Annotated in this window: 12 protein-coding genes; 8 read left to right on the top strand and 4 right to left on the bottom strand. The window is 63.8% G+C overall.

Annotated elements, in window-relative coordinates:
- Positions 1-310 precede the first annotated feature (310 nt).
- Complete coding sequence (locus AC1A0G_RS11290; protein ID WP_476529794.1) at positions 311-1705, bottom strand: NCS2 family permease; 1395 nt, start codon at positions 1703-1705, stop codon at positions 311-313.
- A gap of 469 nt (positions 1706-2174) precedes the next feature.
- Between AC1A0G_RS11290 and AC1A0G_RS11285 the strand changes: the two genes are divergently transcribed.
- The 7 genes from AC1A0G_RS11285 (at position 2175) to AC1A0G_RS11255 (ending at position 11787) form a co-directional block, all read left to right on the top strand.
- Positions 2175-3071: a hypothetical protein gene (locus tag AC1A0G_RS11285; protein WP_476529792.1), complete on the top strand. Its 897-nt coding sequence runs from the start codon at positions 2175-2177 to the stop codon at positions 3069-3071.
- Between the two features lie 560 nt (positions 3072-3631).
- Positions 3632-4957, top strand: coding sequence for an MFS transporter (locus tag AC1A0G_RS11280; RefSeq protein ID WP_476529790.1), 1326 nt, complete (start codon positions 3632-3634; stop codon positions 4955-4957).
- Positions 4958-5427: 470 nt separating this feature from the next.
- On the top strand, positions 5428-5949 hold the full coding sequence (gene rplJ / locus AC1A0G_RS11275; protein ID WP_219058457.1) for a 50S ribosomal protein L10: 522 nt from the start codon (positions 5428-5430) through the stop codon (positions 5947-5949).
- A 105-nt stretch (positions 5950-6054) separates the two neighbouring features.
- Positions 6055-6438, top strand: a complete 384-nt coding sequence (gene rplL, locus AC1A0G_RS11270) for a 50S ribosomal protein L7/L12 (protein ID WP_150353962.1) — start codon at positions 6055-6057, stop codon at positions 6436-6438.
- A 176-nt stretch (positions 6439-6614) separates the two neighbouring features.
- Positions 6615-7952 carry a variant leucine-rich repeat-containing protein gene (locus tag AC1A0G_RS11265; RefSeq protein WP_476529788.1) on the top strand — a complete coding sequence of 446 codons (1338 nt, stop codon included), beginning with the start codon at positions 6615-6617 and terminating at the stop codon, positions 7950-7952.
- 5 nt (positions 7953-7957) lie between these two features.
- Positions 7958-11560 (top strand): helicase, encoded by a 3603-nt coding sequence (locus AC1A0G_RS11260; RefSeq protein WP_476529786.1) that lies wholly within the window; start codon positions 7958-7960, stop codon positions 11558-11560.
- Positions 11557-11787, top strand: a complete 231-nt coding sequence (locus tag AC1A0G_RS11255; RefSeq protein WP_476529785.1) for a hypothetical protein — start codon at positions 11557-11559, stop codon at positions 11785-11787. Before AC1A0G_RS11260 ends, AC1A0G_RS11255 begins: the two co-directional genes overlap by 4 nt.
- A gap of 594 nt (positions 11788-12381) precedes the next feature.
- On the opposite strand, the gene AC1A0G_RS11250 is transcribed toward AC1A0G_RS11255, so the two are convergent.
- From AC1A0G_RS11250 to AC1A0G_RS11240, 3 genes are all read right to left on the bottom strand, one after another.
- Positions 12382-13053 (bottom strand): SAF domain-containing protein, encoded by a 672-nt coding sequence (locus AC1A0G_RS11250; RefSeq protein ID WP_476529783.1) that lies wholly within the window; start codon positions 13051-13053, stop codon positions 12382-12384.
- Positions 13054-13176: 123 nt separating this feature from the next.
- Positions 13177-13374, bottom strand: a complete 198-nt coding sequence (locus AC1A0G_RS11245; RefSeq protein WP_476529781.1) for an FmdB family zinc ribbon protein — start codon at positions 13372-13374, stop codon at positions 13177-13179.
- 154 nt (positions 13375-13528) lie between these two features.
- A complete protein-coding gene (locus AC1A0G_RS11240; RefSeq protein ID WP_476529779.1) occupies positions 13529-14170 on the bottom strand; it encodes a 5-formyltetrahydrofolate cyclo-ligase in 642 nt (213 codons plus the stop codon).
- 128 nt (positions 14171-14298) lie between these two features.
- On the opposite strand from AC1A0G_RS11240, the gene AC1A0G_RS11235 reads away from it, so the two are divergent.
- On the top strand, positions 14299-14928 hold the full coding sequence (locus tag AC1A0G_RS11235; RefSeq protein WP_476529796.1) for a GNAT family N-acetyltransferase: 630 nt from the start codon (positions 14299-14301) through the stop codon (positions 14926-14928).
- The last annotated feature ends 41 nt before the right edge of the window (positions 14929-14969 follow it).

Raw genomic sequence — 14969 nt, 5'->3', positions numbered from 1 at the left:
TCCAGAAGCCTGAGCGCCCTCGCCTGGAACTCCTTCGTATAACGAGTCTTTCCGGTCATGTTCCTAGTCTCCCATCAATGAGATAAAACACGGAACAAAAACCAGGTCACATCAGTGACACAACATCAGGTCATACTCGGCCGAATATATGAGCATTCAGCGAAGCGTGACATCCATCCTCGCACATCTTCCGATCACCGCTGATGTATGGCCTTCCAATCAGCCATATGGATAATCCCGCAGACATGCGCAACCATACAAAAATCCCCGCAGGAAAACTCCCACGGGGATTAGTCATGCGATCAGCAGATCACAGCACCGCGTTCAGGATGAAGTCGAGCACGAACAGGATCGCCACGACCCAGATCACCGGGTGCACCTTGTTCGCCTTCTTCTTGCAGGTCATCACGATGCAGTACATGATGAAGCCGCCGGCGATGCCGTATGAGATCGAGTACGAGAACGCCATGAACACGGCCGCGAAGAACGCCGGGATAGCCTCGGTGATGTCGTTCCAGTCGATCTCCTTGAGGGAGGCGGCCATCATGCAGCCGACGATCACGAGCACGCCCGCGGTCGCGGCGGACGGCACGGCGGAGATGATCGGAGACAGGAACGCGGAGAGCGCGAAGCAGATCGCGACGACCACGGAGGTCAGGCCGGTACGACCGCCCGCAGCGATGCCCGCGGAGGATTCGACGTACGTGGTGGTGTTCGAGGTGCCGCAGATCGCGCCGATCGAGGTGGCGATGGAGTCCGCGAACAGGGCCTTGTCCATCTTCGAGGAGAAGCCGGAGCCGTTCTCGAGGGCCTTCTCGTCGGCCTCGGAGAAGATGCCGGTGCGACGGCCGGTGCCGATGAACGTGCCGATCGTGTCGAACGTGTCGGACATGGAGAACGCGAAGATCGTGACGATCACGAGCGGCAGACGAGCCACGTCGGAGAACAGGGCCGGGAAGCCGGCGCCGGTGAAGATCACGCCGAAGGTCTGCGGCAGCTGGGAGAACGTCTCGCCGATCGAGACGGACTTGCCGAAGTTGGTCACGCCGAACGGAATGCCGACGACCGTGGTGATCGCGATGGCGAGCAGCATGCCGCCCTTGACCTTGAGCACGGTGAAGACGATGGCGAGCAGCAGGCCGATGAGGAACACCCACAGCACCTTGTCGTTGAACGCGGCGAGGCCCGGGGTCGCGGCGACCGCGCCGCCCTTGGCCGCGGCCTTCGGATCGCCCGGCGTGAACTTGATCAGGCCGACGTTGAGCATGCCGACATACGCGACGAACAGGCCGATGCCGCCGCCGATCGCGTGCTGCAGCGTCTCCGGGATCGCCTGGATGATCATCTTACGGATCTTGGTGACGGTGATGATGATGTTGATCAGACCGCACAGGAACACCATGCACAGCGTCTCCTGCCAGGAGAAGCCCAGTCCGAAGCACACGGTGTAGGTGAAGAACGCGTTCAGGCCCATGCCGGCGGCCTGCGCGTACGGCACGTTGGCGAACAGGCCCATGACGAGCGTGCCGATGATGGCCGCGATGATCGTGGCGAGGAACACGCCGCCCCACGGCATGCCCGTCTGGCTCAGGATCAGCGGGTTGACGACGATGATGTAGCTCATCGCGAAGAACGTGGTCAGACCGGCCATGACCTCAGTGGACACGGTGGTGCCGTTCTCCTTCAAATGGAAGAACTTCTCCATATATCTCTGCTTCCTTATTCGTGGGTTGTTAGGGGCTGCGCGGTGCGTGATGTGCCGTATGCGCGGCACGCGGCGTGATGCATGCAATATGCCCGCGACGCGTGATGCAGCGGCACCTCTCCCATGCAAACGCGCGTATGCACCAGCATCATCATCCACGGCCAGTCATGCCATATCATGCCGTGCCATGAACCGTAATACCGCACACGTAGCGCGTGATGCGTGACTGCGCATCCCCTGTGCAAACGCGCGTATGCACAGGCATCATCAGTCACCCATCGATCAGCCCCGGCGAGAATCGCGACTCGCCCTGCGTCCGTTTTGCCGAACGCGCTCACCATAGCACCGTCACAAGTCATGGAGGTTTCGTGAACACGTTCCGCATCGTGGGCAAGTCGAGTTATCCACATATCCACAATCAGCCATGTCGCGACATGCGCAATCATCGGCAATCCGCTACGGTCGGCATATGGAACAGCATCAGACTCCCGAACTCACGATGACGCAAGGTCTTGCGGAACGCCGTCGCGACTTCGTGCAGCGGTGCGTGGACGAATCGAATCTGCTGAGGCAGCGTCTGTTGTTCGGCATGACCACGTCGCTCGCGTTGCAGTCCATCCCGTTGCCGGCACGGTGCGACCTCGACATGACGGTGCTGCACACCACGTCCAGTACCGGCGGCAAACGCGTGCGGGCCAAAGCCGCGACCTGCGTGCCGCACGTGTGGAAATGTCTGGAGGACGAGAGCGCGGTGAGAATCCGCTCCAATGTGTATGCGCTGGAGCTGCGGCATACATGGGCGCAGCTGTCGGCTCACGTGCCGCTTGACGATCTGGTGGCGATGGGCGAGTCGATCCTTGCGGCGGGTCCGGTTGATTTTGTCGGGTTCATTGATCGCATGCCGTATTTCAAAGGCAAGCCCGCGTGCCGGGCGGCCCTGTCGCTGATGATGCCGGGCGTGCGCTCGCCGATGGAAAGCAGGGCGATACTGGCGTTGCGGCGGCATGGAGTCCCGCGCCCCGTACCGAATTATGCGGTGCCGGGCGCGTTGTTCGATTCCGGCGTGGCGATGACGCTGGACTTGGCTTGGCCCGATGCGAAGGTCGCGGTGGAATACGACGGTGACCATCACCGCACGGATCGCAGGCAGTGGCGGCGAGATGTGGAGAAGCGCTCGTGTCTGCGCGCTCGGGATTGGCTGATCACGGAGATCACGGCAGACGCTTTGTCATCCGGGGCGGCTTGCGCGGAGTTCGCGTTTCGCGTGGCCCGGCAGTTGGCGGAACGCGGGGTGGCGTGCGATTTCCGGTTGATCGCGATGAGTGTGGAGCAGCTGGCGCGTTCGGTGATGAAGGGTTCGCGCTGACATTGGGTGTGCTGTTGCGTGTGCTGTTGTCACGCTTTGCCCGTACGGACGGTTTGCGACAAAGTGTGCCGTGATGGTTTGTCACACATTCGCAAGAATGACTTATTGGTAATAAGTATGACAATGCTGTGTCGCCATCATCTGCTGATTCGGTTGGGTGCGATGACGGAACCGTTGATATTTCAAGGTTGTGTTTGATCCTGATTTGTCACGTATTTGATATGCGCCGCCATAATGATGAAGTGTGACAACGTCGCTGTCACACATTGACGAAGAGACTCCATCCGGCTGAAGTGTGACACGATATCGTCGCACGCCTTCGCAAAAACCAGCGAAATCGACGGAGCGTGACACGAACCGCAAACGCCCTCGTTCACTATGTGGTCAAAGCCATCCCTGATGACCGGTTATCGACCACACTCATACATCAGCACAGCGGTGTGCGACACCGCTGGCCAAAAGCCCCTGACGCGGATGTCGCATACCCGGTGCGTTTCTCGCGCGGCCGTTGCCTAGTTCATCGCCGGCCGCAATCGAAGGTATAGAGGGGAAGACTCATCATGTCCGCATCCGTCGCCGTGGCGCAGGCCGCCACCGACAAGGAAAAACGCGATTCAGTGCCCGAGATCATCGCCGCGTCGATGGTCGGCACCGCGATCGAGTTCTACGACAACTACTGCTATTCCATCGCGTCCGCCAGCTACTTCGGCGCGATCTTCTTCCCGGGCGCCACCAAAGCGAACCCGGCCATCGGCACCATGCTCGCGTTCCTGACGTTCGCCGTGTCGTTCCTCGCCCGCCCGTTCGGCTCCATGCTGTTCGGCCACTTCGGCGACAAGATCGGCCGCAAGACCACGCTGGTCGTCGCGCTCATGACGATGGGCATCTCCACGTTCCTCGTCGGCTGCCTGCCCGGCTATGAGCAGCTCGGCGTGTTCTCGATCATCATCCTGTGCATCTGCCGCGCCTGCCAGGGCGTCGGCCTTGCCGGCGAATGGTCCGGCGCTGCGCTGGTCGCCACCGAGAACGCCCCCGCCAACAAGCGCGCGCTCTACGGCTCCTTCCCGAACCTCGGCGCCCCGATCGGCTTCTTCTGCGCGTACGGCCTGAACCTGCTGCTCGACACCGTGCTCGGCCCCGACCAGATGCAGGCGTGGGGCTGGCGCATCCCGTTCCTGTGCTCCGCGGTGCTCGTCGCCATCGGCCTGTACGTGCGTCTGCACATGACCGAAACCCCGATCTTCCGTCAGGCCGCCGCCGAGGACCGCGTCGTCAAGCACCCGCTGCGCGCCCTGCTGCCGTACTGGAAGGAAGTGCTGCTCGGCACTTTCGCGATGGGCATCACCTACTCGCTGTTCTACGTGCTCGGCACGTGGTCGCTCAGCTACGGCGTGAAGGTCATGAAGCCGGCGTTCACCCAGAACGAGTACCTCGCCATGCAGATGGTGTCGGTGTTCTTCTTCGCGATCTTCATCATCATCTCCTGCCTGTACGCCGACAAGCTCGGCCGCAAGACCGTGCTCATCACCGCGACGCTGTGCACGCTCGTGTTCGGCATCTTCGCCCTGCAGTCGCTGCAGCACAACCCGTTCACCGTGATGCTGTTCCTGTGCGTCGGCTTCTGCTGCATGGGCGCGCTGTTCGGACCGTGCGGCGCGTACCTGCCCGAGCTGTTCCCGACCAGCGTGCGTTACTCCGGCGCCGGCCTGAGCTACAACCTCGCCGCGATCCTCGGCGGAGCGTTCGCCCCGACCATCGCCACTGCGCTCGTGCAGGCGACCGGCACTGTCCAGTCCGTGGGCTGGTATCTCGCCGTGATGTCGGCGCTCGCGCTCGTCGCCCTGTTCCTGATCAAGGAGAGCAAGAACAAGGATTACACGAAGTGATTCGCTGACTGCGGCGATATAATCTCGTGACCGCGTGGGTCAGGGATATATGACGTCCGGCACGCTCCGGGCCGCTCGGCCAAGTCTTACGGCCGGACATCATATATCCCTGACCCACGCTCGTTTGTGCGGATGTTACGTTTTCGCATAATCGCTGATGTTGCTGTTGTTCGCGTAATCATGGGGTCGTTTATAGCGACGACACGCCCGGGTTTGACGGAAGTCAAGGCCCGGGCGTACTTTATTCATTCGTAAACCACAGACCGTTGGTTTGGGATGCAAATCCCACGAAGTTTGGTTCGCCAAGCCAGCGCAGGTTGAGAAATATGTGCCCGTTCGCGGGATGCCGCAAGTCGCCAAGACGAAACGCGGTGGATGTTGCTCTGCCTGTGCGCAGGGCTTTTTTTATTGCTCTGGCAGCTTGAAGTTCCGAACCGAGAAGATCAACGGCCGATCTAGGAAGGAACGCCATGAAGAGGCCCGAAAAGGAAGCGGTGGTCGCTCAGCTTACGGAGCAGTTCCGTAACGCCGATGCCGTCTACCTGACCGAGTACCGCGGGCTTACCGTTCCGCAGGTTTCCGAACTGCGCGAAAAGCTAGGCCGCGATACTTCCTACACTGTGGCTAAGAACACGCTGGCGCGTATCGCCGCCAAGGAAGCGGGCATTGAGGGTCTCGACGACCTGCTCAAGGGCCCGACCGCCATCACCTTCGTGAAGGGCGACTTCATTGAGGCTGCGAAGGTCCTGCGTGACTTTGCCAAGACCAACAAGGCTCTCGTTATCTCGGGCGGCTATGCCGATGGCACCGTCTACGACGGCGAGGGTGCGAAGAAGCTGGCGGACATGATGTCTCGCCCGCAGCTGCTCGCCAAGTTCGCCGGCGACCTCAAGGCCACGACCGCCAAGGCCGCGTACCTGTTCGTCGCTCTGCCGACCAAGGCCGTGCGTACGATCGACGCCCTGCGCGAGAAGCAGGAAAAGGCAGCTTGATCCCCATGCGGCTCGCCGCATGAACCATTCGGAAAACAAACAAAACATTGAGACGGTGCGCCGGCACGAGCACGCAGGCCGCCGCCAGAATGAAAGGAAGCCATCATGGCTAAGTACACCAACGAAGAGCTGCTGGAAGCTTTCGGTGAAATGACCCTCGTCGAGCTCTCCGAGTTCGTCAAGGCCTTCGAGGAGAAGTTCGACGTCGAGGCTGCCGCTCCGGTCGCCGCCGTCGCTGCCGCTCCGGCCGCTGGCGCTGCCGCTGAGGAAGAGGAGAAGACCGAGTTCGACGTCGTCCTGACCGCTGTCGGCGACAAGAAGATCCAGGTCATCAAGGCCGTCAAGGCCATCACCAACGCCGGCCTGGCCGAGGCCAAGGCTCTGGTGGACGGCGCTCCGAAGGCCATCCTCGAGAAGGCCAAGAAGGAAGACGCCGAGAAGGCCAAGGCTCAGCTGGAAGAGGCTGGCGCCACCGTCGAGCTCAAGTAATGCACGCGGGAGTGAAACCCGCACATTACCAAGCTTTTGCGATTACCCCGTCATCGCGCTGCACGCGCGGAGGCGGGGTTTTTGCGAATAAACGCGCAATGTCGAGAGAACCATGACACAATGGCACGTAGCATAATGGCAGAAATGTATCGGAAGGCAGAAAGGAAGGCTGCGCGGTGAGTGATGTACAGCGGTCTCGCAGGTGGCTGATCAAGGTCAAGGGGTGCGATCAGGTGAGCGTGCTGCCGTCCGAAAGCCTGGAGATCGGCCGCAAGCCGATCCGTCCGCTGCCGGATGACGGCACCCCGCGATTCGAGATCCCCGACGAGACCCGCTCGATGTCGAAACGTCACGCCGTGCTGCGCGTGCTGGCGAACGGTTCCGCGACGCTGCGCGACATGCATTCGACGAACGGCACGTATCTGGTGCATGCCGACGGTCATCTGGTCCGGCTTCCCGAAGACATCGATTTTCCGCTGCCGACGACCGCGGTGCGCATGCAGTTCGGTGATGTGCCAATCGATTTCGTGCAGGTCGAAGACAGTGCGGAACCCGAGCCGGAACCGGCCGTGACCGATCTGTTCACGTACGCGACCGACGACGAGAAGTCCGCGGAACCGGACGTCGCCGATATGTCGGTCGACGATATTCTCGACCTGCGCGCCGGCGAGCCGACCAGCGCGTTCAACGCGAACAGCGTGACGCAGAAGGCCAACGCGCTGCGTGCCGCGGCATGGCAGAGCTTCACGCCGATGGTCGCGCCGGTGTCGGAGGAGAACCGTCCCGAAGCGATCGCCAAGCCGGTGCCGCTGCACATCGAGCCGGTCAAAACCGAGGAGCCGCGCGACCTGTTCGTCGACGCGATGGCGAAGTCGCTCGACGAGCCGATGCCGCAGACCAACGCGCCCGAAACCGCCCCGGACCTACCGAGCGCGGACGTGCTCGATCATGCGTCGGCCGAACAGCAGGATGAGGCGACCCGTCCGGTCGTCCAGCGGATGCCGGTCGTCACCATCGCGCCGGTGAACGATGCCGCGGACGATCATGAATCGGATGCGCAGCCGGTCGCACAGTCTGAGCCGATCACCACGCAACCTGCGCAGTCCGAACAGTCCGATGCCCAGTTCACGCAACCGACTTCGCAGCCTGTCGAACAGGCCGAGCCGGACACGCAGCCCGTCGGCGAAACCGCTGCTGCGAGCGAGACGCAGACCTACACGCCCGCGTTCGAACCCGGCTCGGTGTTCGACCGTGTCGCCAAAGGCGAGTTCCGTAAAAGTGAGCCGAGCGTGGAAGTGGACGGCCTGACCTCGGACGACGCCAAGCACACCACCGACTACTCGGTCCAGTTCAACATGGCGAACCGTCCCGAACTGCTGCCGTTCCTCGCCATGAACCCGTCCCTGTACTACGATCTGTACCGCTGGCTCGAAGCGCGCGGCGACAAGGACATCGACGCGGCGCTCGCCGATAACCCCGGCTATCAGGAATACCGCAGCGCGGTAGGGAAGTGACAGATATGAGCGACAACACCCCGAACGTCGCGCTGGACGACATCCGCGCGTGGCGTGAGCAATACCGCAACGGCCTTGCCCCCTCGCCGCTGGAGGATCTCAGCCAGCTGAGCGTCAAACTCGACCTGACCCACGCGCACCCCTCCGGCATCGCCCAGCTGTTCGCATCCAGCCGTGTGCCGCTCGACGCGCTGTTCCGCGACACCGCCATGCTGCGCGCCGCCGTGCGCCGCATCGACCGCGTACTTGACGACAAGGCCACCCGCGCCCGGGTCAGCGGCGTATCCGAACTGTCGCTCGCCGTGGGCGTGGCCGCATGGGACGGCAACCAGATGCCCGTGCTGCTCTACCCGGTGGACGTGACGCGCGACGAGTCGAACGGCGCGCACAGCATGATCCGGTTCACCGGTCGCGTGGAACTCAACACCGCGTTCGTGGCGGCCATGCGCGAGCATGACGTGACGATCGACGCGGACGACCTGTTCGACGGCTCGCATTACGCGAACGGCACGCCTGACACGGCGTCGGTGTTCGGTGCGATCAGCGACCTGGCGACCGTCGCCTTCCCCGATTTCACGATCGAACGGCAGATCGTGGTCGGCTGTTTCGTGGACCCGTCCTCGATGATGCTCGCCGAAAGCCAGCGCATCATCGACCAGCTCGCCGCAGGACACACCGGCAACGTGCTGCTCGATGCGCTCGCCGGATACCAGGACGCGGCCGACTCGCTGTCCGGCGCGTCCATGCCCGACTACAGTCCGTTCGACGCCGATCCGCATACCGAATACGAGATCGGCGACGTGGACAACAAGGTCCGGTATGCGGCGAACATGGCCGCGACCGGCCGCAGCCTGTTCGTCGACAGCGAGGTCGGCAAGGACAGCGCCGATCAGGCCGCCGCGATCGCGTCACGCTGCGTGATGAACGGGCGCACCGTGCTGTACGTGCCGTGCGTGGCCGATCAGAAGCGACGGTTCAAGCAGGCGCTGCGCGAAGGCGAGATGGGCGGGCAAATGCTCGACATCGCCAGCGAAAAAGCCGCGGAGGACATCGACCATCAGCTCATCGCCGCGGTCGGGTTCCATCCCGGCGTCGCCACGTCACGCTTCGACCAGCTGTCCGACGAACTCGTCGGCGTGCGCTCGCGACTGACCCGATACCTGGGCGACCTGCACGGCACCAACGAACAGTGGGGCGTCTCCGCGTACCAGACCATCCAGAACCTTGCGAACATCGCGTCGCTGCCCACTCATCCGGCCACGCACGTGCGACTGCAGCCGGCCACCGCGCACTCCGTCGCCTCGAATCTCGACGAATGGGCCGGCAAGCTGCGCCGCGCCGCCGAACTCGGCGAATTCACCATCGGACCGGAAGACACCGCATGGTACAAGGCGTCGCTCAACAGCGAGACGGAGGCGATCAACGCCTACCAGCATGTGGTCGATCTGCTGAACACGCTGCTGCCGGCCACGCGCGAGCAGGTCACGTCCACCGTACAGGCGTGCGGATTCCCCGTACCCAACACCGCCCGCGAATGGGGACGGCAGGTCATGGTGCTCAAGAACCTGCGCCGCGTGCTCGACGTGTTCCAGCCCGAGATCTTCGAACGCGACATCGACTCGATGATCGAGGCGAGCAAGCCGAAGGCCGAGCGCAAAGCCGAAGGCACGTCGATGGGCTTCTGGGAACGCCGCCGCCACGTCAAGGAGGCCAAGAGCCTGCTGCGCGTGGGCGCACAGGTCGAGAACCTGCACGAGGCGTTGAAGGTCGTCGCCAAGCAGGCCGACCAGTGGCACATGTTCGTGCCCCACGGCGGTTGGCCCGTGCTGCCGCCCAAGCTCGATACGATCATCGAAACGCAGGAGGCGCTCGCCTCCGGCATGACCGCGCTCGACACGGTGCTGGCCACCACCCCCGCGGGCGGCAACATCGACGCCGTGGACTTCAACGACGTCGAAACCCGTCTGCACGCGCTGTACGACGACCGCCGCGCGCTCGACACGCTGCCCGAGCGCTGCGTGCTGGAACAGGAGTTCCAGTCCGTCGGCCTGACCGAACTCGTCGACGACCTGCACAACCGCCGAGTCGACGCGGAAGCCGTGAGCGGCGAACTGCAGCTCGCATGGTGGACCACCGTGTTCGAGAACATCGTGCAGTCGTCCGCGATCATCTCCAACCAGGACGGCTCCGCCATGCAAGGCGCGGCCGACCGGTTCGCGCAGGTCGATATCGAGCATGTGCGCTCGATCGGCCCGATGGTCGCGCAGGAGTCCATGCGCAAGCTGTCCGACCTGCTGTTCGCGAACACGCAGGAGGCCAACCAGATGCACACCGTGCTCGCCGGGTCGCGCGCGTCGTTCAACCGCGTGAACCGCGACTACGGGCACATCCTTGCCGCTGCGAAGCCGATCCTCATCGCCACCCCGCCCACGCTGGCGTCGCTGACCGGTTCCGATCCGATCGCCGACCTGGCCATCATCGACGCGGGCGCGCATATGCCGTCCATCTCGCTGCTGACGATCCTGTCGCGCGTGCGCCACGTGGTCGTGCTTGCGCACCGCGCCACGGTCACGTCCGCCGCGCTGGGCCGTCTGATCTCGCTGCTGCCGGGCGTCGAGGCCGGAACGCATCCGGTCCGGCGTTCGCCCAAGCTCACCGCGTTCCTCGAAACCCACGGGTACGGCACCGTCAACCATGATGTCGCCGTCTCGCAGGGCCATGTGCGGTTCCACCACATCGAAGGCAGCGGCGTACCGGTCATGAGCTCCGGACTGGTCGAATCCAGTCAGCAGGAGATCGACGAGGTCGTGCGGCTCATCACCGAGCGTGCGGGCACGTTCACCATCGTGCCGGCCAGCTACGTGCTCACCGTCGTCAGCCTCACCGATTCGTTCCGTGCGCGGCTCGGCGCCGAACTCAAGTCGCTGTCCACCAGGGACAAGACGATGGGCCGGTTCCTGCGTCACGTGCGCATCATCAACGTCACCGAAGTCGCCGGCGCGCGGGCCACGGACGTGATCCTCGCGATCAGCTACGCGAAGACCACGCACGGATGGCTGCTCCAGCAGTTCGGCGCGCTCGAACGCACCAACGGCGAACGGCTGCTGCTTGACGCGCTGGCGTTGGCCGACCGCGACGTGGACATCACCTCGACGTTCCTCGCCTCCGACATGGACAACGAGCGCATTCACCAGACCGGCCCGCAGATGCTGGGAACGGTGCTGGCATGGGCCGAACAGCTTGGCGACGACACGGTTTCGGCCGACAGCGCGAAACTGGACGGCAACGTGCTGTTCGACGATCTGGCCGAGCGACTGCGCATGCGCGGGCTGAACGTGGCCGTCAACTATGGCTACGACCGTGGCTTGCGTATTCCGCTGGTCGTCGGCGTGAACGGCAAGCCGTTCACGCTGGCCGTGCTCACCGACGACGTGCAGTTCATGGGCACCCAATCCACGCGCGAACGCCACCGCATGATGATGCAGAACCTGGCGACGCTTGGCTGGTCCGTGATGACCGTGTGGAGCGTGGCCGCGTTCGTCAACCCCGACAAGGAGGTTGACCGCATCGTCGCGCGGATCACCGAACTGTATCAGGAGACGCGATGAGCGAGTCCGAACAGTCGAAGCCGTCGGCCGGCTCGTATGATGCGAGCCGGCGTACCCCGCGCAAGCACAAGCGCGTCGTGTTCCACGGCACCGAGCTGTTCGACGCCGACGGCGTCAAGCTCGAACCCGGAGACATGACCACCACCGCCCAGCGCAACGCCGACGACGATAACCGCATCCTCGGCGAGCTGCCGCCTCATTGGGCTATTTTCAACGACAAGCGATGAAAATAGCCCAATGAGGCGGCCTTCGCGGATTGCCTGTCTTGCAATCCGCTCACTTCGCCTACAGACAGTCCACTGGACTGTCTGTTTGACGGCTCAGCTCATTGGGCTATTTTCAACGACAAGCGATGAGACGGGATCGCCGCATTGTGGCGATGCTGTGTTGATGGCGGCTTCGCCGCGTACCCCACCCGCCCGCTTCGCGGGCACCCTCCCCTGAAAGGGGAGGGAAGTGCGCAGAGCATCAACCTCCACCGAGACAGCGCCCTCTTCTAAAAGGGGAGGGAGGTACATACGGCATCAACCCCTACCGAGACGGAGCCCTCTCCTGAAAGGGAAGGGGCGTGCTGATGGCGGCTGGCGTCGCAGTACCCCAACCCGCCCGCTTCGCGGGCACCCTCCCCTGAAAGGGGGGAGGGAGGTGTACGGGGTTTGCTCTCCTGAGGGGAGATTGGGCGTCCGCGTCGAGTGGGTACTTGCTTTTTTGCACTTCCCTCCCCTCTCAGGGGAGGGTGGCGGCAAAGCCGCCGGGTTGGGGTACTCGCGAGCGGCGAAGCCGCGAGCCGGCAAATCAGCGTCGGCCGAAGGCCGATTCCGCTACTGCGCCACCGCCACGATCGCACCGGCCTCCTGGGAGGCCATGACGCGCAACGCGTCATTCGCCGGCATGGCCAGCGCGGTGGTCGTATCCGTCGAATACCCGCCGGCACGCCCGCTCGGAGAGGCATCGCCGCTCTGCGGTTGCCGCATCACCACGGCCCGTTTCACCAGCACACAGGCACCCGACCCATCGCCGCCCGAATCGCCGCATCCCGCCGCCGACGCCAACGCGATCTCATCGCCGGCCATCAGCGCATCCGCATCACTCGCCAGACGTACCTCGATCACGGTGAAGCCGTCCGGTATCGTCGGCTGGTCGCGAATCATCGGACGATACATCGGCTGCCCGGCGACGATATCGACCTGCGCGATCCCGCGCAGTCCATCCAACGAATCGAACGCATCACCCAGCACGTCGCCATCGCCGATCGGCCACTCCGCCAATCGCAGCATGCCGTCTTCGATCACCGCGCCACGCTCGATGTCGGTGGCGGCAACCACTATCGTGCGCGTGGCGACCGTGCCCAGCACGCACATCAGCGCGGCGAACACCGCCAATCCGGCCGCGGCCGCACACGCGGCCCGCCGCATCGCATACGCGAATCTGCGTCGTCGCAGACCTCGGGCCGGGCCGATCGAACGGCCCAGCGAATCAAAAAAATCCGTCACCATCCCACGATGATGACGGATGAATCACGACCACGCAAGCCAAACAGGGGTATGTGGTCGAAAGGTCGGTTTATCCACAACACGCCCTATTCACGGCCATTGCGGACGCCGATCGGCGACAGATCACTTGGACTTGGAACCCGAGCCGCTGTCGGTGCGGTAGAAGCCGCTGCCCTTGAATTCGATCGGCACGGCGGAGAACACCTTGCGCACCTGCTCCTTGCCGCACTGGGGGCAGATGGTGATCGGGTCGTCGCTGAACGACTGCTGCTCGGTGAAATCGTAGTTACAGCTCTTGCAACGGTAATGGTACGTAGGCACGGCTCTTCCTCCACGTCAAACGGTTCATCACGATACTCAACGAATCATTATCCTAATCGCAAGCCCGACAGCGGCGGCCGAAGTTCTCGCATGGCTGGACACGGCCGCCGTGAACGCGCACAATGGCCACGATCCGCCTCGCTCGGGCACACGGTCAGCGCAACCGCACCAACCCGTCCGGCGTCAGCACGGATTCGACCGGAATGTCATGCGATTCGCGGGGGAGCGGCCCGTTCACGACCTCCCACGGCCAGCAGACCGTGACCGTGTGCGCGTCCGGGGCGAGACATTCGAGCGCGCGGTCGTACCAGCCGCCGCCGCGACCGAGCCGCGTGCCGGCATGATCGACCATCAGCGCGGGCAGGATGACCAGATCGGCGTCGCGCAATGTCTCCTTGCTGAATACGCGCGTATGCACCGGTTCGTCGGGCCGACGATGGGTATCGCTCACCGCACGCAGATCATCCAGCGACGTCAGCTCGCCCCAACCCACATCCATGCCGCTGCCCAGCATCGGCACCAGCAGACGCACGCCGCGCTCCAGCAGCGCTTGCAGCAACGTATTCATCGGAATCTCGCTGCCCATCGACACATACGCGGCCACCGTGCTGCCCGATCCATACTGTGCGATCAACGACTGAGCGGCCGCCGCCAGCCGTTCTCCGGCCTGCGCGCGATCCTCGGCCGGCACCGCCTTGCGCCGAGCGATCGCCGATTTGCGCAACGCCCGCTTGCGTTCGGCAATACCGGTCGCGTCTCGCATCGTCTCATCCGACTGCATCCGCATATTCTGCATACGCACGTTGTATCACACTGCATCATCGCCCGTATCGCCAACGATGTCATCGTGGCACAATAGGGGGCGTGTCAGTTTTCCAATCGTTGCGCGCGGTCTTTCATCCCTCGGATGCGCCGGCGATCCGCATGCCCGCGCGACTGCCCGAACAGTCACCGGCAGTCGCCGCGACGGCCGGCATCGCCGCCCCGATCCACCTGCGTCCGCTGACCCTCGACGACGAGGACGAGTGGAACGCCGTCCGCTGGGACAACCGCGACTGGCTCGCGCCATGGGACTCCGGCGACCCGACGCACGGCACGCCGCTCACATTCAACACGTGGATACAACGCCAGCGTCGTAGCGAGGAGCAGGGCACCGGCGCACTGTTCGGCATCATCCACAACGGCCATATCGTCGGCCAGATCTCGCTCGGCGCGGTCAGTTACGGCTCGATGCGCACCGGCGTCGTCGGGTACTGGGTGTCGCAGCGGGTCGCCGGCCACGGATTCGCGCCGCTCGCCCTCGCCCTGCTTGCCGACTGGGCGCTCGCCGACCCGGACGGGCCGCGGCTGCACCGGCTTGAGATCGCGATCCTGCCCGAAAACCATCGCTCGCGCCGCGTCGTCGAGAAACTGCATGCGCACGCGGAGGGAGTGCGCCTCAAGTACATGTACATCAACGGCGAGTGGCGTGATCACGAGACGTACAGCCTGCTCGCGGAGGATGCGGGAGAGGGCTTCGCCGCCCGGCTGATGGCGGCCCGGCAGAGCGCCTGAACCGCTTCCGTGAGGCATGTTCGCGACACGTTCACGACACG

Source organism: Bifidobacterium sp. LH_230, assembly GCF_056357555.1.
This window is presented reverse-complemented; position numbering and strand designations above follow the sequence as displayed.

Bases quoted from the DNA above. Each gene is read 5' to 3' on its own strand.
- AC1A0G_RS11285 (WP_476529792.1), top strand. From the start codon at position 2,175: ATGGAACAGCATCAGACTCCCGAACTCACGATGACGCAAGGTCTTGCG.
- AC1A0G_RS11280 (WP_476529790.1), top strand. From the start codon at position 3,632: ATGTCCGCATCCGTCGCCGTGGCGCAGGCCGCCACCGACAAGGAAAAA.
- AC1A0G_RS11290 (WP_476529794.1), bottom strand. From the start codon at position 1,705: ATGGAGAAGTTCTTCCATTTGAAGGAGAACGGCACCACCGTGTCCACT.
- AC1A0G_RS11235 (WP_476529796.1), top strand. From the start codon at position 14,299: ATGCCCGCGCGACTGCCCGAACAGTCACCGGCAGTCGCCGCGACGGCC.
- rplJ (WP_219058457.1), top strand. From the start codon at position 5,428: ATGAAGAGGCCCGAAAAGGAAGCGGTGGTCGCTCAGCTTACGGAGCAG.
- AC1A0G_RS11240 (WP_476529779.1), bottom strand. From the start codon at position 14,170: ATGCAGAATATGCGGATGCAGTCGGATGAGACGATGCGAGACGCGACC.
- AC1A0G_RS11260 (WP_476529786.1), top strand. From the start codon at position 7,958: ATGAGCGACAACACCCCGAACGTCGCGCTGGACGACATCCGCGCGTGG.
- rplL (WP_150353962.1), top strand. From the start codon at position 6,055: ATGGCTAAGTACACCAACGAAGAGCTGCTGGAAGCTTTCGGTGAAATG.
- AC1A0G_RS11255 (WP_476529785.1), top strand. From the start codon at position 11,557: ATGAGCGAGTCCGAACAGTCGAAGCCGTCGGCCGGCTCGTATGATGCG.